This is a genomic window from Collimonas sp. GW821-FHT07E08, assembly GCF_059418905.1.
Genome location: NZ_JBWKQR010000001.1, coordinates 139951 through 160239 on the forward strand (window position 1 = coordinate 139951; position 20289 = coordinate 160239).

At 59.9% G+C, this 20289-nt stretch carries 27 protein-coding genes; 11 read left to right on the top strand and 16 right to left on the bottom strand.

Annotation, left to right across the window (positions count from 1 at the left end; all coding sequences use genetic code 11):
* Positions 1–396: 396 nt before the first annotated feature.
* The 3 genes from AC07RZ_RS00610 to AC07RZ_RS00620 form a co-directional block, all read right to left on the bottom strand.
* On the bottom strand, positions 397–876 hold the full coding sequence (locus AC07RZ_RS00610) for a VOC family protein (protein ID WP_494666510.1): 480 nt from the start codon (positions 874–876) through the stop codon (positions 397–399).
* A 333-nt stretch (positions 877–1209) separates the two neighbouring features.
* Positions 1210–1506: a DUF8737 domain-containing protein gene (locus AC07RZ_RS00615; protein ID WP_494666511.1), complete on the bottom strand. Its 297-nt coding sequence runs from the start codon at positions 1504–1506 to the stop codon at positions 1210–1212.
* Positions 1496–2182 (bottom strand): class I SAM-dependent methyltransferase, encoded by a 687-nt coding sequence (locus AC07RZ_RS00620; protein WP_494666512.1) that lies wholly within the window; start codon positions 2180–2182, stop codon positions 1496–1498. Before AC07RZ_RS00620 ends, AC07RZ_RS00615 begins: the two co-directional genes overlap by 11 nt.
* A gap of 333 nt (positions 2183–2515) precedes the next feature.
* On the opposite strand from AC07RZ_RS00620, the gene AC07RZ_RS00625 reads away from it, so the two are divergent.
* From AC07RZ_RS00625 to AC07RZ_RS00655, 7 genes are all read left to right on the top strand, one after another.
* Positions 2516–3376 carry a class I SAM-dependent methyltransferase gene (locus AC07RZ_RS00625; protein WP_494666513.1) on the top strand — a complete coding sequence of 287 codons (861 nt, stop codon included), beginning with the start codon at positions 2516–2518 and terminating at the stop codon, positions 3374–3376.
* Between the two features lie 40 nt (positions 3377–3416).
* Positions 3417–3833: a PaaI family thioesterase gene (locus AC07RZ_RS00630; RefSeq protein WP_144735934.1), complete on the top strand. Its 417-nt coding sequence runs from the start codon at positions 3417–3419 to the stop codon at positions 3831–3833.
* Positions 3834–3861: 28 nt separating this feature from the next.
* The gene (locus AC07RZ_RS00635; RefSeq protein WP_494666514.1) at positions 3862–4302 is read left to right on the top strand and encodes a DUF1294 domain-containing protein; all 441 of its coding nucleotides are present in this window, start codon (positions 3862–3864) and stop codon (positions 4300–4302) included.
* A 212-nt stretch (positions 4303–4514) separates the two neighbouring features.
* The gene (locus AC07RZ_RS00640; protein WP_494666515.1) at positions 4515–4862 is read left to right on the top strand and encodes a hypothetical protein; all 348 of its coding nucleotides are present in this window, start codon (positions 4515–4517) and stop codon (positions 4860–4862) included.
* A gap of 289 nt (positions 4863–5151) precedes the next feature.
* On the top strand, positions 5152–5418 hold the full coding sequence (locus AC07RZ_RS00645) for a DUF1488 family protein (RefSeq protein ID WP_041741488.1): 267 nt from the start codon (positions 5152–5154) through the stop codon (positions 5416–5418).
* Between the two features lie 74 nt (positions 5419–5492).
* Positions 5493–6257, top strand: coding sequence for a substrate-binding domain-containing protein (locus AC07RZ_RS00650; protein WP_494666774.1), 765 nt, complete (start codon positions 5493–5495; stop codon positions 6255–6257).
* Positions 6258–6369: 112 nt separating this feature from the next.
* Positions 6370–6546: a hypothetical protein gene (locus AC07RZ_RS00655; protein ID WP_186450390.1), complete on the top strand. Its 177-nt coding sequence runs from the start codon at positions 6370–6372 to the stop codon at positions 6544–6546.
* 44 nt (positions 6547–6590) lie between these two features.
* Here the strand turns inward: AC07RZ_RS00655 and AC07RZ_RS00660 are convergent, their stop codons facing one another.
* The 8 genes from AC07RZ_RS00660 to msrA form a co-directional block, all read right to left on the bottom strand.
* Positions 6591–7202, bottom strand: coding sequence for a LysE family translocator (locus AC07RZ_RS00660; protein WP_494666516.1), 612 nt, complete (start codon positions 7200–7202; stop codon positions 6591–6593).
* A 343-nt stretch (positions 7203–7545) separates the two neighbouring features.
* On the bottom strand, positions 7546–7749 hold the full coding sequence (locus tag AC07RZ_RS00665; protein ID WP_092399078.1) for a cold-shock protein: 204 nt from the start codon (positions 7747–7749) through the stop codon (positions 7546–7548).
* A gap of 204 nt (positions 7750–7953) precedes the next feature.
* The gene (otsA, locus tag AC07RZ_RS00670) at positions 7954–9330 is read right to left on the bottom strand and encodes an alpha,alpha-trehalose-phosphate synthase (UDP-forming) (protein WP_494666517.1); all 1377 of its coding nucleotides are present in this window, start codon (positions 9328–9330) and stop codon (positions 7954–7956) included.
* Between the two features lie 48 nt (positions 9331–9378).
* Positions 9379–11223 (bottom strand): glycoside hydrolase family 15 protein, encoded by a 1845-nt coding sequence (locus AC07RZ_RS00675; RefSeq protein WP_494666518.1) that lies wholly within the window; start codon positions 11221–11223, stop codon positions 9379–9381.
* Between the two features lie 14 nt (positions 11224–11237).
* The gene (gene otsB / locus AC07RZ_RS00680; RefSeq protein WP_494666519.1) at positions 11238–11975 is read right to left on the bottom strand and encodes a trehalose-phosphatase; all 738 of its coding nucleotides are present in this window, start codon (positions 11973–11975) and stop codon (positions 11238–11240) included.
* Between the two features lie 129 nt (positions 11976–12104).
* The gene (locus AC07RZ_RS00685) at positions 12105–12422 is read right to left on the bottom strand and encodes a hypothetical protein (protein ID WP_092399070.1); all 318 of its coding nucleotides are present in this window, start codon (positions 12420–12422) and stop codon (positions 12105–12107) included.
* Positions 12423–12562: 140 nt separating this feature from the next.
* Positions 12563–13180: a CDP-diacylglycerol--serine O-phosphatidyltransferase gene (pssA, locus tag AC07RZ_RS00690; protein ID WP_494666520.1), complete on the bottom strand. Its 618-nt coding sequence runs from the start codon at positions 13178–13180 to the stop codon at positions 12563–12565.
* Between the two features lie 96 nt (positions 13181–13276).
* Entirely contained in the window at positions 13277–13984 is a 708-nt protein-coding gene (gene msrA / locus AC07RZ_RS00695) for a peptide-methionine (S)-S-oxide reductase MsrA (RefSeq protein ID WP_494666775.1), read from the bottom strand.
* Positions 13985–14247: 263 nt separating this feature from the next.
* Between msrA and AC07RZ_RS00700 the strand changes: the two genes are divergently transcribed.
* Entirely contained in the window at positions 14248–14718 is a 471-nt protein-coding gene (locus AC07RZ_RS00700) for a GNAT family N-acetyltransferase (RefSeq protein WP_494666521.1), read from the top strand.
* Here the strand turns inward: AC07RZ_RS00700 and AC07RZ_RS00705 are convergent.
* Positions 14708–15856 (bottom strand): acyltransferase family protein, encoded by a 1149-nt coding sequence (locus AC07RZ_RS00705; RefSeq protein WP_494666522.1) that lies wholly within the window; start codon positions 15854–15856, stop codon positions 14708–14710. The genes AC07RZ_RS00700 and AC07RZ_RS00705 overlap by 11 nt on opposite strands.
* 56 nt (positions 15857–15912) lie before the next feature.
* On the bottom strand, positions 15913–16509 hold the full coding sequence (locus AC07RZ_RS00710; protein WP_494666523.1) for an NUDIX domain-containing protein: 597 nt from the start codon (positions 16507–16509) through the stop codon (positions 15913–15915).
* Positions 16510–16613: 104 nt separating this feature from the next.
* On the opposite strand from AC07RZ_RS00710, the gene AC07RZ_RS00715 reads away from it, so the two are divergent.
* Complete coding sequence (locus AC07RZ_RS00715; RefSeq protein ID WP_494666524.1) at positions 16614–17369, top strand: DeoR/GlpR family DNA-binding transcription regulator; 756 nt, start codon at positions 16614–16616, stop codon at positions 17367–17369.
* An 8-nt stretch (positions 17370–17377) separates the two neighbouring features.
* The gene (locus tag AC07RZ_RS00720; protein ID WP_494666525.1) at positions 17378–17926 is read left to right on the top strand and encodes a GNAT family N-acetyltransferase; all 549 of its coding nucleotides are present in this window, start codon (positions 17378–17380) and stop codon (positions 17924–17926) included.
* A gap of 6 nt (positions 17927–17932) precedes the next feature.
* Here AC07RZ_RS00720 and soxR read toward each other — a convergent pair whose 3' ends face one another.
* Entirely contained in the window at positions 17933–18418 is a 486-nt protein-coding gene (gene soxR / locus AC07RZ_RS00725) for a redox-sensitive transcriptional activator SoxR (RefSeq protein ID WP_144735947.1), read from the bottom strand.
* A gap of 150 nt (positions 18419–18568) precedes the next feature.
* Here soxR and AC07RZ_RS00730 point away from each other — a divergent pair, with 150 nt between their 5' ends.
* A complete protein-coding gene (locus tag AC07RZ_RS00730; protein WP_494666526.1) occupies positions 18569–19093 on the top strand; it encodes a cupin domain-containing protein in 525 nt (174 codons plus the stop codon).
* A gap of 38 nt (positions 19094–19131) precedes the next feature.
* Here the strand turns inward: AC07RZ_RS00730 and AC07RZ_RS00735 are convergent, their stop codons facing one another.
* Both AC07RZ_RS00735 and AC07RZ_RS00740 read right to left on the bottom strand, forming a co-directional pair.
* Positions 19132–19422, bottom strand: a complete 291-nt coding sequence (locus tag AC07RZ_RS00735; RefSeq protein ID WP_494666527.1) for a hypothetical protein — start codon at positions 19420–19422, stop codon at positions 19132–19134.
* A 75-nt stretch (positions 19423–19497) separates the two neighbouring features.
* Positions 19498–19908, bottom strand: coding sequence for a hypothetical protein (locus AC07RZ_RS00740; RefSeq protein WP_494666528.1), 411 nt, complete (start codon positions 19906–19908; stop codon positions 19498–19500).
* Between the last annotated feature and the right edge of the window lie 381 nt (positions 19909–20289).

A 20289-nucleotide genomic window follows, 5' to 3' on the forward strand; every position in this document is an offset into this window, starting at 1 on the left:
AAGGGACCGATCAATTTGTTCGAGTAACTGACTGGGAGCCGCCTGAAGGCTGATAGGGCGAGGTCATTGCGTCAGTCCGGTCTGCTCCAATGCTCCGATGTAACATCGTTGTGGACTGCCTCGCATTGATATTGAACGTAAGATGTAGTGGCTGCGACCGGATCTGACAGTTACCCGGTTTGAAGCCTGCGACTGTCAGATCAAATCGAAACTGCTACAACTTAGGCTACTTGGTGTTGATGGAATCGACGACTGAGTTATTCCTTCCGCCATTGGGTAACAGCGTCAGATTGATGTTTCCTTTGGCCGACCAGTTGTCCGTCTTTATACTGTCCTTGCTCGTTCGGTCATAGCCCTTCACCCGCGTGCCATCCTCATGGAACAGTATCATGAGCCTCAACCGCGCCGAGCAGCTTCAATCGCAGCGATGTCTATCTTTCTCATCCCCATCATGGCATCGAACGCCCGCTTGGCCGCAGCGCGATCAGGATCGGTGACCGCAGCCGTCAGGGCGCGTGGCGTGATCTGCCACGACAATCCCCATTTGTCCTTGCACCAGCCACACGCGCTTTCCTGGCCGCCGTTTCCGACAATCGCATTCCACAATCGGTCCGTTTCGGCCTGGTTGTCGGTCGCGACCTGGAATGAGAAAGCCTCGTTGTGCTTGATCGCAGGCCCCCCGTTCAGGCCGAGGCAAGGAATGCCCATCACGGTAAATTCGACCGTCAGGACATCGCTTTCCTTACCCGCAGGATAGTCGCCAGGCGCGCGAAAGACCGTTCCTACCGCGCTGTCCGGGAACGTCTCGGAGTAGAATTTCGCAGCGTCCAGCGCGGCGCCGTCGAACCAGAGACAAATCGTGTTTTTGCTGACCATGTTGCTTCTCCTGAATTGGAATAGATAAAAGAGGCATCATTCGCCTCTCAACATTTGGGCCGGGTTGCCCAGTCAAACACTTCTTCGATTTAACTTCCTGGGAATAGTGCCGGAAAAATTCTTCGCTCCCTGATAATCTGCTGATCAAAATGGAATCCATTACTTGATTGCTGAACAACGTTGATGGTTCTTTCCCATGGTCGACGGCAAGTGGCGCGGATGATGGCTTGCCATTATTTTATGCCCACATCCGGCCACAGCCGGACGGTTGGCTATCTTCCGCAAATAGGTTTCCGCCTCAAGGGTTGCGGCGCCATACGTCTTGTACGGCGATTACCGCGCTGCACGGGCGAGGAAACCAGGGGGCCGGGAAGTGCGCAGCAGGATCGCGAACACCAGCACATGGGTCCAAAGCAAGAGAGGAACGCCGACAGTCGGGATAAACCAGGCAGCGCCGAGCGCAGCCGGCTCGATGCCTACGCCGATCACGCCTTGGTAGAACGCGAACAAAAGGTCGGCAAACCCCCACAAGTTGAACACCCAAATCACATTGAAGGAACTGACGTGCGGCTGCAGGTGGATAGCTCGACATCCTTGTCCCGCTGACCCATTGAGCAAATCAAGCTGCATATGCTACCCAGCCTTTGATGCTCAAGCCGGCGTAGAAAAGGCTGACGTCCGAAAATCCTGCGCCTTTAAGCATCGCCACCTCTTCCTCTGGCGACAGGATTGTCAGCTTGGTTCTGATTGCTTCGCGGGCATGCTCCGCTTGGGCCGAGCCTGCTCCATCGGGGAGGCCATAGGCGACATGGCGAGCTATCCATGTCGACCGCTCGGGCTCAGTTTGCGGGAAGCTCAGATGGACCAGGACGAGCGCTGCGCCGTCCCTTAAGCGACGCCGGAGTTCTTGCAGGGTTTCGAGACGCTGTTCGCGTGGAATGAAATGGAAAGTCAAAATGCATGTGGCGGCGTCGAAAGGTTCCTCTGGCGCGCTGCCGATGTAGCCCTCATGCAAACGCACCCTCGCGTTGTGTGGACTAGTTACCTGCTGGGCCAATCGGAGCATGTCGGCCGAAGGGTCCACGCCATCGAATGACCATTCCGGATGCGCTTCCGCAAGTGCCTTGATTTCTTGCCCGCCACCGGCTCCCAAGACCAGCACGCGTCCATCGGCAGGCATATGCTCGGCGAGTAAAAGAGACACCATGCGATGAAGGCTTGAATAGCCCGGAACTTGTCGCGGCGGGCCTGCGCTATAAGAATCCACGGTGCTTCCAGAAAAAACGGAGTCGATATTATTCGGCATGGTTATTCTCTAGGTTAATGACTTTGAGGTGCTCGCCGCGAAGTGGGGAGGGATATGAAACACGCCGGAGAAACGGTTGCCCTTATTTATGCAACATATGTTGTTACATAACGTCTTGCATGTCAAGGACAACGGTCGATCAAAGGCCAGCGCTCTTGCGAGGATGCGATGCTTCGCCGGTCTCGGGCAGGTGATATACTTTTTTTCGGCGCATTTCTGCATGCGTACGCTGCGTGAAACCTAAGGGCCGAAGCTGCAACTCTCTCTTGCATGGCGCTGCACGGTGCTATCAGGCCGGCTTCAGGCGAAAACGAACAAATAGGATCGAAAGTCATGAACGACAAGCCAGATGCAGCGCCAGACAGCACAGCAGCGCGGGTCGCCTTGTGGCGCGCCTTGCATGTCGAGGCCGACCCTCCGCCGCATGTGCTGGAAGACCAGATCGGCCTCAAGCTGCTGGCTCCGGGCAAGGACTGGCGCAGCCGCGGAGACATGGACCCGCAGTTCACGCGTCCCTTCCGCGCTTCCATCGTAGCCCGTGCCCGCTTCATTGAGGACCTGGTGGTGGAGCAGGCAGGCCGCGGGCTTACCCAGTACGTGATCCTCGGCGCCGGCCTTGACAGCTTTGCGCAACGAAGGCCGGAGATCGCCTCCCGTCTCGAGGTGTTCGAAATCGACCAGCCGGGTCCGCAGGCATGGAAGCGCCAGCGGCTGGTCGAGCTCGGCTTCGGCGTCCCGGACTGGCTGCGCTTCGTGCCGGTCGATTTCGAAGCGGGCGAGGCCTGGCGGGACCGGCTCGCGGCTGCGGGCTTCGACGACAGCAAGCCTGCGATCGTGGTCTCCACCGGCGTCAGCATGTATCTCACCAAGGAGGCGAACGCGGCTACTTTGCGCCAGGTCGCGGCCCTCGCCTCAGGATCGACGCTTGCAATGACGTTCCTGCTCCCGCTGCAGCTGGCGGACCCAGAAGTACGTCCCGCGCTTGAGATGGCGGAGAAGGGCGCGCGAGCGAGCGGTACGCCTTTCCTCAGCTTCTTCACCCCGCCGGAGATCCAGGCGCTGGCCCGCGAAGCCGGCTTCAGAGAAGCACGGCACGTCTCGGCGGCGGATCTTGCCGGGCGCTACTTTGCGGGCAGGACGGACGATCTGCGCCCGCCAAACAATGCGGAGGAACTGCTGGTGGCCAATACATAGCAGTCAGCGCAATTCTAATCCAACAAGAGGCAAATTCTCCATGAGTGGCATTCAAGAAAGAATCGCAGCCAGCTTCAACGCGCAGGGCCTGATGGCGACCCTCGGCGCCCAATTGGTCTCAGTGGCGGACGGCGAGGTGCAAATAGAATTACCGTTTTCCACCCGGCTTTCGCAGCAGCGCGGTTATGTTCACGCTGGCGCAATAACCAGCATTGTTGACAGTGCATGCGGGTACGCGGCGCTGACCAAGGCGTCGTTGGAAAGCGATGTTGTCACTGCCGAGTTCAAGATCAACTTCGTGCGCCCTGCGATTGGCGAACGATTCCTGGCAGTCGGAAAAGTCCAGACTTCGGGCAAGCTGCTCACTGTCTGCACGGGAGAAGTCCGAGCCTTGTCGGGAGGCGCCTGGAAAGTGGTCGCCATCATGCAGGCGACGATTGTCAATGTTGCCGCCTGACGCCTGATTCCGCTCTATATAACTGATCATGGATGACAAGGGACGTTTGCGCGCCGACAAGAGGACAGCAGCGGCGCCTTCCTCGGGAGCGGCTCGGCTCGGCGTTGTCTTTACCGCTCTGTTCTACTGCTCCCTGCTGGTGGCCGCATTGATGGCGTGGATTCCGCTGGCGGTGCTTGTCCTCTACCACGCGGCGAGCGCCGTCGCGTTTCTCGCGTATGCCTTTGACAAGGACGCCGCAAAGAAAAAACGATGGCGAACCAAGGAGAGCACGCTGCACCTGCTGGCGCTTGCCGGCGGCTGGCCAGGGGCTTTCCTGGCCCAGAAAATAATACGCCACAAATCGAAGAAAGAAGAGTTCCAGGCGGTATTCTGGATCACCGTCATCTTGAATTGTTGCGCGCTTGGCTGGATTCTCGCGCAGCCTGGCGCCGGTTTCCTGCGCTCTGCCATGGCCTTGGGCGCATAGGCAATGTTGAGCAGATCGGCATGAGGCGCTCCACGTTGCCGAAAGCACTCAAATATTGGCGAGAAAATAACATGTTGTAATGCTCGCTATCGCACATACGGCTGCGAACGTTTCCGATAGATTCAAATTTTAGATCGGAGACTATCATGCCAGCCAAGCGAAATTTTTCCTTATCCACGTTTATTGATTGCAAGGCAATACGGCAACTGGCCTTGGCGCTCTTTATCTCCGGCGCCTCGCTGGCAGCCGTGGCCGCCGGCAATCCGCAAGATGCGAATGCACGCTACCAGGCGGAACGGGCAACCTGCTTGAACGGACAATCGAACCAGGCGCGCGAGACCTGCCTGCGCGAAGCCGGCGCCGCTTTGCAAGAGTCGAAAAGAGGCCGCCTGAGCGACAACCCGGAGGCCGACCAAAAGAATGCCCTGTTAAGGTGCAACGCCTTGCCGGCCGACGACAGGGATGCGTGCCAGCGCCGCATAGCGGGTGAAGGCACGACGACCGGCAGCGTGCTTGACGGTGGCGTGCTGCGGGAATTGACTGTGCCGGATCGCAAATAGGCGTCATGCTTTTGAGTTGAAGCGGGCCGGCCAAAATCAAGCCGCGCGGCTTGCCGGCTGCGCGGTGTGGATATTGGTAAAAGCTCAATACATCAATCTTGGTGTATTGGGCTGCGGCTAAATGCCTATCTAAATGCGCATAAATTTTGAACTTGCGAAACGGCTGCGATGTCTTATACCATCAGCTCCATCGCAGGCGTCCGCATGGCTCCAAGGCAGGCGCGGCAGCTATTGTTCAATGCTGAGATGGGAATGCTGGTTTTACCACCTATTTTCAGGAGAGAAGAAAATGCGAATTTCCTTTCTCGGTGCAATAGTCCACGATCCCAATTCCAACAGCGTCATCATTCCAGTCGTCATTGATAACAAACTGACAAAATGCAATGTCACCAAGGAATGCCTGGATAATAAGTTCTACGCGGGGCCGCAACCGGAAGACCGGCTTGCGACTTATCGCGGCCATAAGGTCGAGATCCAGATAGCGCTCGCCCACAAGCTCAGGGCAACGGGACGCCGCAACGGCGTTACACTGTTGGCTGACGATTTTAACGATTAGATAATTCTTCATTATTGCAGGCCGGTATTCAACCGGAACAGCGGATAATATCGAGCATGCATATCAAACCTGTCATGTCCCGGCTGATCGCTCTTGGAGCGATCAGCCTTGCCTTGTGCGCCAGCATTGTACAAGCCGATGAAATCGATGTGATGAACTCGGGCGGCTTTACCGCTGCCTATAAATCCTTGCAGTCCAAATTTGAAGCGGCTACCGGCCATACGCTGGTAACCGCCTGGGGACCTTCCATGGGCAAGGCGCCGGAAGCGATTCCCAACCGCCTGCAGCGGGGCGAACCGGCCGATGTCGTGATCATGGTCGGTTATGCCTTGGACGAATTGATCAAGCAAGGCAGGGTGATTGCCGGCAGCCGCGTCGATCTGGCGGATTCCCGCATTGGCATGGCGGTCCGGAGAGGCGCCGCCAAACCGGACATCAGCACGGTGGCAGGCTTGAAGTCGGCCTTGCTAGGTGCGCAATCGATTGCCTATTCAGATAGCGCCAGCGGAGTCTATATCGAGCACGAGCTGTTCAAGAAGCTGGACATTGAAGAACAGGTCAAGCCGAAAGCCCACATGATCCAGAAAACCCCGGTCGCCGCACTGGTGGCCGGCGGCCAATACGAATTGGGATTCCAGCAGGTGAGCGAGATATTGCCGGTGCAAGGCGTCGATTTTGTCGCCAGGATCCCAGAGCAGGTCCAGAGCATCACCACTTTCGCGGCCGGCATTCCAGTGGGCGCCAAACATCCGGACGCCGCGCGCGCATTGATTCGTTACCTGGCTTCGCCCGAGGCGCGCGCCGACGTGATCAAGAGCGGCCTCGATCCGCGCCAGTGAGCTGCGCCGCGCGCAGGCACGCACTACGGATCAAACATTCATTCGCAAGCAGCGGCAATGGATTAACATGTGGTATCTGCCGACATGTATCCACTGCCCGTATCCGAGCCATATGAAATTACCGATCGCTATTGTCATAGGTTGCATCATCATTGCAGTTGCCATATTCCTGGGCCTTACCTACGACAAGCGCACCTGGATGGAGTCATGCACCAGCGGCAATGAACTTTTCCTCAAAGACCAGGCGACGCAAACCTGCGAGCTGCAATACGTCAAATCCAGGAAATAATTCGAGAGCGCGGACAGCTTGCCGGCGCCGCCGTGAAAAATTTCTTATCGCTCAGCCAGCGCCAGCTTGACCGCCAAGGCGCCAAACGCCGCCGCAAAACTGCGCCGCATCCAGGTCATGACATGCGGCCGCGATACCACGCGATCGCGCATCACGGCGGCAAACACGCCATAGCCTGAAAAAATCACGAAGGTGGCCAGCATGAAGGTGCCTGACAGTTCCAGCATGCGCAGCAGCGGATGCGTATCCTGGGGACTGACGAACTGAGGCAAGAACGCGACAAAGAAGATGGACAGCTTCGGATTGAGGATGTTGACGAGGACGCCATCGACGATCACGCGCAGGTCGGAGCGTTTGTCTTCGACGCGGCCCACCCGCAATGCGCCTTTCTCGCGCAAGGAACTCCAGGCCATGAACAGGAGATAGGCGATGCCCGCATACTTGACGGCGTTGAAGGCAAGCGCGCTGGCGTGCAGGATCGCGGCCAGTCCCAACATGGCGGCGCCGAGGTGCGGCAGGATTCCCAGCGTACAGCTGAAGGCGGCCAGGATGCTGGCCTTTGTTCCGCGCGACAGGCCGGCGGACAAGGTGTAGATCACGCCGGTGCCGGGCGATGCGACAATGATCAAGGTCGTCAGCAGGAATCCGAGTGTCATTGGCCGGTCCTCAGTGATGTGGTTTGCGGGCAGGATGGTTAATCGCGATTGCAAAGTCTATCATTGAAAACAGCTTTCGTATTCCGGGGCGTCATGGCGTGGGGAAATGCTGGGGAGGGGGCGCACAAGGGGGAAATGTATTGGCGCACACGCTGGCGATGGAAGCGTACCGCTGCTCCCAGTGTGGCTTGTTGCATGCCAGGCCTGAACTCCACCGGCCGATCCACATACGCATCAAATCGGTGGAAAGCGTCCAGCCCGGTTCAGGCAAGTCTTTCAACGCCAGGCGTGTTATTCAAAAGCCGTAAAACGGCTCTCGGGGCCTGGCACTCGTGATCGAGGTTCAGGGGTTTTGAATATTGGATGCCTGCTTGCCTTTCGGACCTTGGGTGACATCGAATGACACCTTCTGGCCTTCCTTGAGGGTCTTGAAACCTTCCATGTTGATCGCTGAGAAATGCGCGAACAGATCTTCGCCGCCATCGTCCGGCGTGATGAAGCCGAAACCTTTAGAGTCGTTGAACCACTTTACTGTACCTGTTGCCATGATGATCTTTCAAATGTGTGAGCTACGGGCCAAGGTTAGTAGCGCCAGGAAAATGCTTCTGTACGCTATTTAACATAGCGCCGAGGGTCGGGCCGAAAACAAGCTGCGTCCCGGCATCGATCAGTATCCTCCTAAATTTCTGTTTTTGCCAAGAGTGTTGCTGAAATAAATACAGATATCCAACTATTGGATACCTGCCGTCTGTCAGCGCACGTTCGCCAGCGATTCCAGAAACTGTCCGCACCACCAGTGCACATCGTACTTGCGCACATTTTCCAGCAGCGCCGCGTGGCGCGCCTGGCGTTCTGCCAGCGGCATTTGCAGGGCGCGCTGGATGGCCTGCGCCGTGCCGGGAATGTCATAGGGATTGACCAGCAGCGCCTCTTTCAGCTGCTCGGCGGCGCCGGCGAAACGCGACAGCACCAGCACGCCCGGATCGGCGGCATCCTGCGCCGCGATGAACTCCTTGGCGACCAGGTTCATGCCGTCGCGCAGCGGCGTCACCAGCGCGACGTCGCAAGCCTGGTACAAGCCGGGCAGCCGGCGCCGCGCCACGGCGCGATGGATGTACCGGATCGGCATCCAGTCGAGGTCGCCGTAGTTGCCGTTGATGGCGCCGCACAGGCTTTCCAGTTCATGCTGGATGTCGCTGTAGGCGTCGACATCTTCGCGGCTGGGTGCTGCTATCTGCAGCAAGGTCGCACTGTGCCGGTTCTCCGGGTATTCCTTGAGCAGCTCGCCGAAGGCGCGGATGCGTTGCGGCAGTCCTTTTGAATAATCGAGGCGGTCAACCCCGATCAGCAGCCGCCGGCGCGAATATTCGCGGCAGGTGGTTTCATAGGTTTCCTGCGACTCGCGCGCCCGTCCCAGGCGATGAAAGTCGTCGATGTCGATGCCGATCGGAAACGCGCCGGCCTGCACCGTGCTGTTGAAGGCGCGGAACTGGCCGACGCCGACGGTTTCAGCAGTGGCCTCGGCTTTCACGTAGTGAGCGAAATTCAGCAGGTCGGCCTCGCTCTGGAAACCCACCAGGTCGTAGGCAAACAGGGCGCGCATCAGCCATTCGTGCGATGGGATCGCCGCCAGGATCTGCTGCGGCGGCAGCGGGATATGCAAAAAGAAGCCGATCTTGTTGCCGCAGCCCATGGCGCGCAGTTCCGCCGCCAGCGGGATCAGGTGATAGTCGTGGATCCAGATCAGGTCGTCCGGTTTCAGCAGCGGCATCAGCTTGCGCGCGAACAGGTGGTTGACGCGGCGGTAGCCGCTCAGGTAGCCGGACTCCAGGTTGGCCAGGTCCAGCCGGTAATGGAATATCGGCCACAGCACGCCGTTGGCGTAGCCGCGGTAATACGCATCGTGGTCCTCCTGGCACAGGTCCATTTCGGCCAGCGTCACCGGCCCGGCTTGGTGCACGTGCAGTTCGCCTTCGCCGGGCGTGCCGTCCTTGACTACCGCACCGCTCCAGCCGAACCACAGGCCGCCGGTTTTCTTGAGGGTTTCGCCCAGCGCCACCGCCAGACCTCCTGCCGCGGGTTTGCGCGGATCGGCGAGTCGGTTGGATACTACGACCAGGCGGGACATGGGCGGATTCCTTTCTTGTTGTGGATGAAGGCAGTAGTCGAAAGATGTTCAGATGGCGCTCTCCCAGGCTGCAGACAGGCGCATGGCGCAGTTGATGATGCCGACCATGGAGTAGGTCTGTGGAAAGTTGCCCCACATCTCGCCGGTGACCGGATGCGTGTCTTCGGATAGCAGGCCGAGGTGGTTGCGGGTCGCCAGCATGGTCTCGAAAATCTCGCGCGCCTGTTCTTTGCGGCCTATGCGCGCCAGCGCGTCGATGCGCCAGAAGGTGCAGATGTTGAACGCGGTTTCGGGCCGGCCGAAATCGTCAGGCGCTTCATAGCGCCGCATGTAAGGGCCGTCGCACAAATATTTTTCCAGGGCGTCGACGGTGGCGATGAAACGTTTGTCGGTCGGCGCAACCAGGCCGACTTCCACCATCAGCAGCACGCTGGCGTCGAGATCGCGGCCGCCGAAACTCTCGGCATAAGCCTGGCGCTCCTCGTTCCAGGCTTCGCTCAGGATGCGCTGGCCGATGGTTGCGGCGCGCTCCTGCCAATAGCGGGCGCGTTCGGGGAGTTCCAGCTTGGCGGCAATCTTGCCCAGGCGGTCGCAGGCGGCCCAGCTCATCAGTGCCGACGAGGTATGGATGCGCGAACGCGTGCGCAGCTCCCACATGCCGGCGTCCGGCTGGTCGTACAAGGTGAAGGCGCGTTCGCCGCAGGCTTCCAGATGCTGGAACTGTTCAACGCCGGAACGGTGCAGCAGGCGCTCATCGTGGAACGACTGCGCCGCGCCGAGCACGATATTGCCGTAGACGTCGTGCTGGAAATGCTCGTAAGCCTGGTTGCCGACGCGCACCGGTGCGTGATTGCGATAACCGGGCAGGTGGTCCAGGGTTATTTCCGGCAACGCTTCTTCCAGGCCGATGCCGTACAAGGGCTGTACATGGCCGCCGGCGCTCCTGACCACGACATTGCCGAGCCAGCGCAGATAGTCTTCCATGGTGCCCAGTTCGGACAGGCTGTTGAGCGCGCGCACCACAAAAAACGCGTCGCGCAGCCAGCAATAGCGATAGTCCCAGTTGCGCGCGCTGCCTGGCGCTTCCGGCACGCTGGTGGTCATGGCCGCGATGATTGCGCCGGTGTCTTCGCACAGCGATAGCTTGAGGGTGATCGCGGCGCGGATCACGGCGGCCTGCCATTCCAGCGGCGTCGCCAGGGCGCGGCTCCAGCTGCGCCAGTAAGCCAGGGTCTCCTGCTCGAAGGTGCGGGCGGTGTCGCCGATGCCGTTGAGCAGGGTTTCGTCCGGTCCCAGGATAAAGTTGTAAGGGCGGCTGACGACGAACGCGGTTTCCGCCAGCAGGTAGCTGATGGGCGCGTCGGTGTTCAGGCGCAGGGTTTGTTCCGAGCCGACATAGCGCAGGTGGTTGCTGCCGCGCGTGATGACAGGTATCTCGCGGCCCCAGTCGAAGCGCGGCCGCAGCAATACGCGCAGGCGCGGCGCGCCGCTCAGCGGATGCAGGCGGCGCACCAGGGTCAGCGGGCGGAAGTAGCGGCCGCGGCTGGGAAAGCGCGGAGCGAAGTCGGTAATCTCCACGCCTTGCCCCAGGGTGTCGAACAGGCGCGTGTGCAGCACGGCGGTGTTCGGTTCATACCACTGTTCGCTGTGGGAAAAATTCTCCAGCTGGAAACTCCACAAGCTGCCGTCTTCGCTGGGATCGAGCAAGGCGTTGAACACCGGGTCGCCGTCGAAGCGGGGCAGGCAGCACCAGACTACGCGCCCTAGCTTATCGATCAAGGCGTTCAGCGCGCAATTGCCGACGACGCCGAGGTCGAGAGAGGAGGTGGAGGGTATTGCGCCGTCTTCGATCACTGCGGCAGCGGCCAACGTTTCTGCGGGTGGCTTGGTCATGATTTCCTTCGACTTTATCGTTGTTCCAGAACTTGCGCCAGCATGCTGCGTACCGCAGCGGGGCTGGCGATACGCGCGCGCGCCAGGCTGGCGCCGTCGCCGACCTTGATGCCGAGGCCGCCTGCCGGTTCCGACTGGACCCAGGCAAAACCGATTTCATCCGTGATGTCGTCGCCGATGAATACCGGGCGGCGGCCGGTAAACGGCGCTTCCTCCATGAAGGCGGCAATCGCCTTGCCTTTGTCGGCGTCGGCGGCCTTGGCTTCGACCACCATGTTGCCGCGCAATAGCGAAAATCCTCGCTCATGGGCCAGGGCTTCGCTCATTGCCTCTACGCAGATCTGTTCCAGGTGCGGAGCGCGCCGGTAATGCAAGGCCAGCGCGCCGCGTTTTACTTCCAGCAGCAGGCCTGCATGCTGCACCGTCAGCGGTTGCAGGCAGGCCAGCAAGCGTTCGATGTCGGGGACCGTCAGTTGCGTCATGCGGCCGTCGGCGCTGCGGCGCTCGGCGCCGTGTACGCCAGCCACGGGCAAGCGCAGCGGTGCAAGAAAATGGTCGATCTGCTTTAACGGGCGGCCGCTGACAATGGCCAGCGCTCCGTTTGCAGCATGTTGGAGCCGTTGCAAGGTTGTTATCAAATCCGGCGGCAGCACCACGCTTTCGGGCAGCGGGGCAAAATCGACCAGGGTATTGTCGAAGTCCAGAAACAACGCGTCAGCGGCAAAGTCGTAGTCACGATTTTGTGGAGGCATGTTATGTATGGCGGCAGAATGCCGGAATAGTTCCATGACGAAAGTGACAAATGATAATTTGTCATCAAGGCCAGGCTGGAGAGGTGCTCGGAAAACTGGGCGGCAGTGCTGCCGATACGCCGTCCCGGCTTAATACAGCCGCGTTTTCATGACTTCGGATTCCATCGCTGCATTGCGCTCTTCGCTGGCTTCGATGGGATCGACTATGTCGTCGCTGAGCGCCGCCGCGCGCTCCGCGGCCGCGATGGCCGGATCCAGGCCGTCGCCGAATTCTTCCTCGTCGTCGCCCGGCGGCTCCAGCATGTCTTTCAGCATGGCGCTCAGCTCCGGCGTATCCCACGGCTCGCCATGGCGTTTTTTTACCGTGATGTAGTGCCGCACTTCTGCATCTTGCTCCGGAGTCAACGGCAGTCCCCGGAAACTGCTCTTGGGATCAATGTCGGTCATGATGTCACTCCCGTGTTGCGCTGGCTGGCGTGGCGTCGCATGGCTTGCGAAACACCACACTAGGAGTGTAGACCTATTGCGCGCGCTAGTGGGAGCCTTCGGCGGTTTTATCGCGCCGCATCCGCCGCCCGCGGCCGGGCTTAAAGTTTTGGAATCCGGATGCGGCTGACCATCAGGGCCCCGGACACGGCAAACATCAGCGCCAGCGGGTGGAACTGGAAGCCGGCGACATACACCACGCCCAGCCACAGCTGTTCGCCCACGGCGTCGTGCCAGGCAGCGGCGGCCAGCACCATGACCAGCAGCAGGGAAGTCGGGATCGGCGTGCCTTCGAAATATTTCACTTTGTCGCCGCCTTCGGCAAGCTTTTCGGAAGTGACGTTGTAGCGCGCCAGCCGCGAGACGCCGCAAGCGACAAAAAACACCAGGATGATGCGGTCCACCAGTCCCTGCATGCCGCAGCCGTAGGCGATGATTGCCGGGGCCACGCCAAACGAGATGATGTCGGCCAGCGAATCCAGTTCGCGTCCCATGGCCGAGCTTTGAGCGCGCCAGCGGGCGATGCGGCCATCCAGCACGTCGAACACCAGTGCCGCCGGAATCAGGCTGCACGCCAGCAGCAGGTGCAGCACTTCGCGCGTCTGCAGGTAAGTCATCACGGAAAACAGGGAACCGACTCCGCAGAACGCGTTGCTGAGCGTGAACCAATCGGCGAGATGGAATTCACGTATCATCGAAAAAGGCTTAGGTCTGGTCATTGATTCAATCCGGATGTGATAAAAAAGTAGGGGCAATCAATTGCCCGCACCAAATTTATCACATACGGCGCGCCAATCCGAAGCTGAATCTCCGATCTAGCGCGATGCGACCTTGATAAGCGCCGGCTGGGCGCGGTACACGGCTGGAAACAGGCGTTTCAGGTCGTCGATCTTCGGCAGGTCGTTGACCACGATATAAGGATAGCTCGGGTTGTGCACCAGGAAATTCTGATGATATGGCTCGGCAGGATAGAAACCGTTGAAGGGCTCTACCCGTGTCGCCAGCGCCTTGCCGAATACCTTGCTTTTATCTATCTGCCCGACATACGCCAGCGCCACCTTGCGCTGCATCTCGTTGGCGGGAAACACGGCAGACCGGTACTGGGTGCCGGAATCCGGACCCTGGCGATTCAGCTCGGTCGGATCGTGGGCAACCGAGAAAAATATCTGCAGCAGCTTGCCATAAGTGACCTGGGCAGGATCGTAGGTGATCTGCACGGATTCCGCATGCCCGGTATCGCCTTCGCTGACGCGTTCGTAGCGGGCTGTATCGCGGCTGCCGCCGGCGTAGCCGGACACTACGTCCGTCACGCCGCGCACATGCTGGAACACGCCTTGCACGCCCCAGAAGCAGCCGCCGGCGAACACTGCCGTTTCCGAGTGCGCCGCGGCGGACACCGGTTCGTCGCTGGCAGGCGGCGGCACGACCTGGGCCGCCTCCGACGAGAATGCGGGAGCCAGGCCAAGCAGCAATGCCAGCCCGAGTCCGCACGCCGTCAGCAACCCCTTGGCCCAGAGCGCCATGGTTGCCGGTTGCCTTGTTTCAGTTGATAAGTTTTCCATGACGCCCATCCTCTTCGATATGATCGGTTTTTGCGGAGCTGATGGTTAGTCGGCGATGCCTGGATTTCCTTACGGGGGTGCGCACGATATGCGTAGATTTCCAGGCCTCAGCTTACACCCAGGCTGGAATACCGACTGCGCCCGCGGCGCTCGATGTTGCTTTGCCAATTCTTCCATGGCAACATGCTTTGGTCATTTTGGGTTTGTTGTCTGGAAGAGAGCGTATGACAGAATTAAAGTTAAGACCGCCTGTCGCAGCCGATTACGCCGCGATCGCTGGATGGATCCCTGATGCCGCGGCGTGCGCGCGCTGGGCCGGTCCGCAGCTGGCGTATCCGTTCGACGCCGGCGCGCTGCCCCGGTTGCTGGCGGTGGAGCACGGCGCCAGCTACGCGCTCCATGACGCGCATGCCGACCTGCTGGGGTTCGGCCAGTATCGGCTGCGCCAGCCGGGCACGGCGCATCTGTGCCGCATTATCGTGGCTCCGGCGGCGCGCGGCAAAGGCATGGGCAAGGCGCTATGCCGCCTGCTGATCGACGAAGCGCGCCATGCCACTGCAGCGCAGGCCGTGACGCTGCGCGTTTATCGCGACAACCTTGCCGCCTTCGCGATCTATTCTGACCTGGGGTTTGTCCCGACCGCTGCCGAATCGGACGCCGAAGTACTCATGATGCGATTGACGCTCAAGGCCTGACCGCCGACGGCTGTTGCGTGGCACGCAGGAATGCCGCCCTGAGCCTGGCGTTGACCGGTTCCGAATAGAAGCGGGCGACAAGGCCGGCGACGATTGCCGAGACCGCCAGGAACAGCGCCAGCAGCGGCAGTTTGTAGGCATGGCCCATGGTCCCGCGCGGCATGACGCTGCGCATCAGTCCAAGTACGATGATGTGGAACAGGTACAGCTCGTAGCTATGCCTGCCCAGCCAGCGCACTCCGGCGAGCAGGCGGTTGCTGCGCAGCCAGGCGGGCGTGGCGCGGTTGCCGGATCCGGCCAGCAGTACCGCGGTGCCGGCCGCGACCAGGCTGAAGCCAAACACCTCATGGCCATTGATGCCGCGCACATAAGTGATGGCAACCAGGCAGGCCGCGACGGCCTGGACTACCGCTCCGGTTTTCCCCTGCAAACTGTTCCGGCCCGCAAACAAGGCTGCGCAGCAGCCAAAGGCCACGGCGTCGAAACAGGCTGCATAGGCATACATGAAATAGATTTCATCGGTGGCGTGGAAGCTGCGGTAAACCGGGCCGGCCACAATCGCCAGGATCCATATCGAAGCGATCGCCCATTCCCGTTTCAAGCCGAAGCAGAGCACAGGAAAAACAAGGTAGAACACCTCTTCCACCGACAGCGACCAGTAGATGTTCATCGCATAGTTGAAATACCAGGCATGCTGCATCAGCACGTTGTGCCAGAAGGTCAGGACAGACAGGACCGCGAGCGGATAGCCGACATCCGGCCAGCCGTCCGCGGACGAATTCATGAATGCCGGCTGGCCGAGCAAGCCCAGGATGACGATAGCGGCAAGCGCGACCAGCAGGCAGGGGACGATCCGCGACAGGCGGAAGATATAGAAGCTGCGGATATCGATATTGCCAAGGCTGCCGTAGCGTTTGACCGCAGTCGATGTGATCAGGTAACCGGAAATCGCAAAAAACATCGTGACCCCATAGTTGCCGTTAACCGCAACCGCCTTGATGGCTTCCCTGGACAACAGCAGGTTGAGCGGGCTGTCGGCAAGTCCGTAGGACAAATGGAAGTGGAGGATGAGGACCAGGAAGATGGCAATTCCTCTGAGCAGGTCTATTCTGAAATTGCGCGAATCATCAAGAGCCATTGGGATTTTCATTTTCCAGGACGATCGGAACTGCCGGACCGGCAAACATCATAAACTTAATTTGCGATGACAGGCGGCGGCAGCAAATGCAATTGCGCGTATTGCAGCAGCATGATGGTCTTGCCGTCGGCGATCTCACCGCTGCCTATCATTTGCAGCGCCTGTTCCAGCGGCAGTTCCAACACCTGGATATCTTCGCCCTCCGCATGCAGGCCGCCGCCATCGCTGACGCGCGATCCTGGATCATATTCGGCCACGAAAAAATACAGTTTTTCGGTGACGGAACCCGGGCTCATGAAGGCTTCGAATATTTTGCGCACATCCGTCACCCGATAGCCGGTTTCTTCTTCCGCTTCTGCCTTGATGCGCTCCTCGGGACTGGCCTGGTCCAGCAGCCCGGCTGCGGTTTCAATCAGGAAACCGTCATGGCCGTTGCCATAGGTGGGGAAGCGGAACTGGCGGATCAGGATCACGCTGCGCCGTTCGCGGTTGTACAGCAGGATGGTGGCGCCGTTGCCGCGGTCATAGGTTTCGCGCGTCAGGGTTTGCCAGCTGCCGTCGCTGCGGCGGTAATCGAAGGTGGTTTTCTGCAGCAGGTACCAGTCGTTCGACAATACTTCAACGTTACGGATCTTGATTCTGTGATCTTGCACGGCGGATCTCCTGTTGGTGTTGCATCGGGCTTGCGTTCGGGGAATTTATCATGCAATATCGTTAAATATCAAGAAAAAACGTGCAAAGCCATGTGTGAAAAATTATGCTGACCCTGCAACGCAAGCAACATTTGCTGGAAATCCTGAAGCGCGACGGACAGATCGTCGCCAAGTCGTTGAGCGAACAGCTCGGGCTGTCGGAAGACACTATCCGGCGCGACCTGCGCCAGCTGGCGAAGGAGGGGCTGCTGCAGCGGGTCCATGGCGGCGCCTTGCCGGCATCCTCGGCGATGGCTCCTTTCGCTGAGCGGCAGCAGATTTCAAGCGATGCCAAATCCGCCATCGGCCGCGCCGCTGCCGCCATGATCCAGCCGGGGCAGGTGGTGTTCATCGATGGCGGCACCACCGCGGTGCAGCTGGCGCGGCAGCTGCCGCCTGCGTTGCGGGCAACGGTGGTGACGCACAGCCCGTCGGTCGCGCTGGAGCTGGTTGAGCATGCCCACATTGACGTGATCATGATCGGCGGCCGCCTGTTCAAGCACTCGATCGTCAACGTCGGAGCGAACGCAATCGACGCCATCGGCCAGATCCGTGCCGACCTGTATTTCATGGGGGTGTGCAGCTTGCATCCCGAAGCGGGCATCAGCACCGGCGATTATGAAGAAGCGTGCGTCAAGCGTGCGTTGTGCATCGGGGCTGTGAAGACGGTGGTGCTGGCGTCGCCGGAAAAGCTGGATACCGCATCGGCTTACCAGATAGTGCCGCTGGCTCAGGTCAGTGAAATCGTGGTCAATGCCGGGGTGGCGGAAGCCTTGATTGTTCCGTATCGGAAAATGGGAATAACCGTCACCCTGGCATAATCGAATCCATGCATTACATCGACCTTCCTGATTTCGTGCATGAACTTGTTGCCCTGCGCCCGTTGAGTCGCGCAGACGGCGCCGCGTGGTACGCATATCTGACCATGCCGCACGTGCTCGACCATACGAGCTGGGACTTGCGCTCGATGGATGACCTGATGCAGAAATTCGATGCTTTGGAGTCGTTGGACCCAGCTTCAGAGATTCGCCTGGCAATTGTTCGGCGCGACTCCGGTGCGTTGGTCGGTACTATCGGTTTTCACAGCATTTCGCTGCCGCACAAGACTGTCGAAATCGCCTACGATCTTGCGCCGGCTGTCTGGGGCAAAGGTATCGCGCCGGCGGCATGCAATGCCGTGGCGGAGTGGGCCTTCTCGTACCTTGGCGCGGTCCGGGTCCAGGCCACCGTACTTGATTCAAATACGCGTTCTGTCAGGGTATTGGAGAAATGCGGTTTTCAATGTGAAGGGCTGCTGCGCAGTTTTCGCATGGTGCGCGGTCATCCGCGGAATTTTTGGATTTATTCACGCCTCGATCCGCGTGTCGCAGCAGCCTGAATGGCGTTAGTCGTAGTCTTCTGAGCCATCGTCGGCGAGTACCATCGCCGCGTTGTCGCCTAACAAATAACGCGGTCCCGCGCCGCGCCGTTTTGCGGCATCGTCGGGATTGTATAGCGCACATTTTTTCAGCGAAAGACAGCCGCAGCCGATGCACGAGGTAAGCTGGTCGCGCAGCGCGGTCAGCGTGTCTATGCGTTGCTGCAGCAGCGGGTGCCAGGAGCGCGAGAGCCGTTCCCAATCCTGTCTGGTCGGTGTGCGTTTTTGCGGCAGCGTGGAGAGGGCGTCCTTGATTTCCTCGAGGCTGAGGCCTACCGTCTGCGCCACGCGGATGAAGGCGACCCGGCGCAGTACGTCACGCGAGAACTGGCGCTGCCGTCCGCTTTCGCGCGTGCTGCTCAGCAATCCCTGTTCTTCATAGAAGCGCAAGGCGCTGGCGGCCACGCCTGAACGTTTCGCCAGTTCGCCGATGGTGATCAGTATCTCGCTCATCAGATGTTCCCGAAATGTCATTGGCTTCAAGTTTACTTGAACTTTGTGCTGCCTGTCCGAGGCTGCTCCGGGCGACGCAATGCGGCGTGGATGATCTGTGCTAAATTTTGCATTCGACGTATATCGCCATGCAGGGCAGGGAGTACTGAATTGAGTGAAAAAACCACCTCAGTGAATGCCGAAGGGGTATTCGAACCATTCCATGTCAGCAGCGTGCCATGGGAAGAAGCTTCACGCGGGAAGCGTTTTGGCATGCGTTTCCAGCACCTGAGTTCATTCGGCGGCGGTTCCCAGCTGAGCGTGTCGATGGAGGTGCTGGAGCCCGGCAAGCAAGCCAACCAGTCGCATTACCACCTGCTTGAAGAGGAGCACCTGTTCATCCTTGAAGGCAGCCTCACTTTGCAGCTCGGCGCCAAGAGCTACGAACTGTCGCCCGGGCACTATGCCTGTTTTCCGGCAGGCCAGAAAGTCGGCCATTGCCTGGTCAACCACACATCCGCGCCTTGCCGCTACCTGGTGCTAGGCAATCCGCAGCGCAACGACGTGGCGGTGTTTCCGGAAACGGGGCGGGTCAGCGTGAGGCTGACAGGAGAAAGTTATCGCCAGTCAGCCACCATGGAGTATTGGGATGGCGTCGATATCAACCAGCCGGCGCGGGCGCCCGGCGCCGGCTGAAACCGGCGGTGTCTTTGGAGCCAGGCTGCTGATTTAACCTAGCATTTGGTGAAGAACATTTTGGTCTTGGCGTCTTTGCGTTCCTTGTCTATCCATTCCTTGGTCTGGACCGGGCTTTGCTGCGCACCGGTCCGCCCGGCGCGGGCGATACGTTCATCGTCCATCCTGTCGAGTTCGCTGATGCGCTCCTGCAGGCGCCGGCATTCTTCGGCGGCTTGCGGTTTTGCGGTATCCAGCGATGCGCGCGGGCCGGCTTCCTGCGCCTGGGCGGCGGCAAGGCTGGCCGCCGCCAGCAGTGTGGCAGCGGCGAGGATTTTGTGGATTGTCATGGCTGTCGTCAAGTTGATGCTCCTGTGAATCCAGGCGTAGGCCTTGCCTTTGCCTGTTGTCGTATGGCGTAGTGGTTAGCGGTGATGGCGGTCGTTGTCGCGGCGGTCGTAGCCGCGATGGTCATCGCCGCGGTGATGATCGCGCCGGCCGTCATATCCGCCGCGATAGTCGCCGCCGCGCTGCCAGCCGCCACGGCGCAGTTCCCAGCCGTGCCGCCCCTGGCGCCATTCCGGCCGATTATACATATAGCCGTTGCGTGATCTCTCCCAGTGGCCGCCGGACCAGACATGGCGGCGGCCGTCCCAATTCCAGTATCCGGGCGCCCACATGTAGCCGTAGCGCGGCGGCGGCGCCACTTCGTACCTTGGCGGTGGCGGCGGGGTGCCGATGATGATGTTGACGCCGACCTGCGCCATGGCCTGGGTTGGCAAGACCGCGGCAGCGCCGGCGGCGACAAGGGCAATTGCGCAGAGCAAACGTTTCATGGTTTTTTTCTAATGTTGTTGGGCTGCGCTAACTATACCTGTGAATGTTTACCCGCCAAGCAATGATGCAATTAATTACATCCATTTTGAGACTGACGCGGGTCAGGTTCAAGCAAGGCCGAATGCCGGCCATCGCCAGCGGCGCTTCCAATGGCGAGATGAAAGGCAGGCAGGGGAGCGGTTCCGCCAGATTCGGCGATTGCAGCGGCGCCGGCGGCGAACGTCGGCTCTCGTGTGCGGAGAATCCCCCTTTGTCAGGATTTTGTCAGCTTTCCTTCAGGTTCCTGACAGGATAGCCCGGTAGCCTGTGCGGGTCCCAGTTTGGTGGGACTGAATCCACCTTCGGAGCTGCGGCGGGGGGGGGGGGGGGGGGGGGGGGGA

What these genes read in the sequence shown, in the direction of transcription:
- AC07RZ_RS00610 (WP_494666510.1), bottom strand. Translation starts at nt 876, where the DNA reads ATGGTCAGCAAAAACACGATTTGTCTCTGGTTCGACGGCGCCGCGCTG.
- AC07RZ_RS00615 (WP_494666511.1), bottom strand. Translation starts at nt 1,506, where the DNA reads ATGCAGCTTGATTTGCTCAATGGGTCAGCGGGACAAGGATGTCGAGCT.
- AC07RZ_RS00620 (WP_494666512.1), bottom strand. Translation starts at nt 2,182, where the DNA reads ATGCCGAATAATATCGACTCCGTTTTTTCTGGAAGCACCGTGGATTCT.
- AC07RZ_RS00625 (WP_494666513.1), top strand. Translation starts at nt 2,516, where the DNA reads ATGAACGACAAGCCAGATGCAGCGCCAGACAGCACAGCAGCGCGGGTC.
- AC07RZ_RS00630 (WP_144735934.1), top strand. Translation starts at nt 3,417, where the DNA reads ATGAGTGGCATTCAAGAAAGAATCGCAGCCAGCTTCAACGCGCAGGGC.
- AC07RZ_RS00635 (WP_494666514.1), top strand. Translation starts at nt 3,862, where the DNA reads ATGGATGACAAGGGACGTTTGCGCGCCGACAAGAGGACAGCAGCGGCG.
- AC07RZ_RS00645 (WP_041741488.1), top strand. Translation starts at nt 5,152, where the DNA reads ATGCGAATTTCCTTTCTCGGTGCAATAGTCCACGATCCCAATTCCAAC.
- AC07RZ_RS00650 (WP_494666774.1), top strand. Translation starts at nt 5,493, where the DNA reads ATGTCCCGGCTGATCGCTCTTGGAGCGATCAGCCTTGCCTTGTGCGCC.
- AC07RZ_RS00655 (WP_186450390.1), top strand. Translation starts at nt 6,370, where the DNA reads ATGAAATTACCGATCGCTATTGTCATAGGTTGCATCATCATTGCAGTT.
- AC07RZ_RS00660 (WP_494666516.1), bottom strand. Translation starts at nt 7,202, where the DNA reads ATGACACTCGGATTCCTGCTGACGACCTTGATCATTGTCGCATCGCCC.
- AC07RZ_RS00665 (WP_092399078.1), bottom strand. Translation starts at nt 7,749, where the DNA reads ATGGCAACAGGTACAGTAAAGTGGTTCAACGACTCTAAAGGTTTCGGC.
- otsA (WP_494666517.1), bottom strand. Translation starts at nt 9,330, where the DNA reads ATGTCCCGCCTGGTCGTAGTATCCAACCGACTCGCCGATCCGCGCAAA.
- AC07RZ_RS00675 (WP_494666518.1), bottom strand. Translation starts at nt 11,223, where the DNA reads ATGACCAAGCCACCCGCAGAAACGTTGGCCGCTGCCGCAGTGATCGAA.
- otsB (WP_494666519.1), bottom strand. Translation starts at nt 11,975, where the DNA reads ATGCCTCCACAAAATCGTGACTACGACTTTGCCGCTGACGCGTTGTTT.
- AC07RZ_RS00685 (WP_092399070.1), bottom strand. Translation starts at nt 12,422, where the DNA reads ATGACCGACATTGATCCCAAGAGCAGTTTCCGGGGACTGCCGTTGACT.
- pssA (WP_494666520.1), bottom strand. Translation starts at nt 13,180, where the DNA reads ATGACCAGACCTAAGCCTTTTTCGATGATACGTGAATTCCATCTCGCC.
- msrA (WP_494666775.1), bottom strand. Translation starts at nt 13,984, where the DNA reads ATGGCGCTCTGGGCCAAGGGGTTGCTGACGGCGTGCGGACTCGGGCTG.
- AC07RZ_RS00700 (WP_494666521.1), top strand. Translation starts at nt 14,248, where the DNA reads ATGACAGAATTAAAGTTAAGACCGCCTGTCGCAGCCGATTACGCCGCG.
- AC07RZ_RS00705 (WP_494666522.1), bottom strand. Translation starts at nt 15,856, where the DNA reads ATGGCTCTTGATGATTCGCGCAATTTCAGAATAGACCTGCTCAGAGGA.
- AC07RZ_RS00715 (WP_494666524.1), top strand. Translation starts at nt 16,614, where the DNA reads ATGCTGACCCTGCAACGCAAGCAACATTTGCTGGAAATCCTGAAGCGC.
- AC07RZ_RS00720 (WP_494666525.1), top strand. Translation starts at nt 17,378, where the DNA reads ATGCATTACATCGACCTTCCTGATTTCGTGCATGAACTTGTTGCCCTG.
- soxR (WP_144735947.1), bottom strand. Translation starts at nt 18,418, where the DNA reads ATGAGCGAGATACTGATCACCATCGGCGAACTGGCGAAACGTTCAGGC.
- AC07RZ_RS00735 (WP_494666527.1), bottom strand. Translation starts at nt 19,422, where the DNA reads ATGACAATCCACAAAATCCTCGCCGCTGCCACACTGCTGGCGGCGGCC.
- AC07RZ_RS00740 (WP_494666528.1), bottom strand. Translation starts at nt 19,908, where the DNA reads ATGAAACGTTTGCTCTGCGCAATTGCCCTTGTCGCCGCCGGCGCTGCC.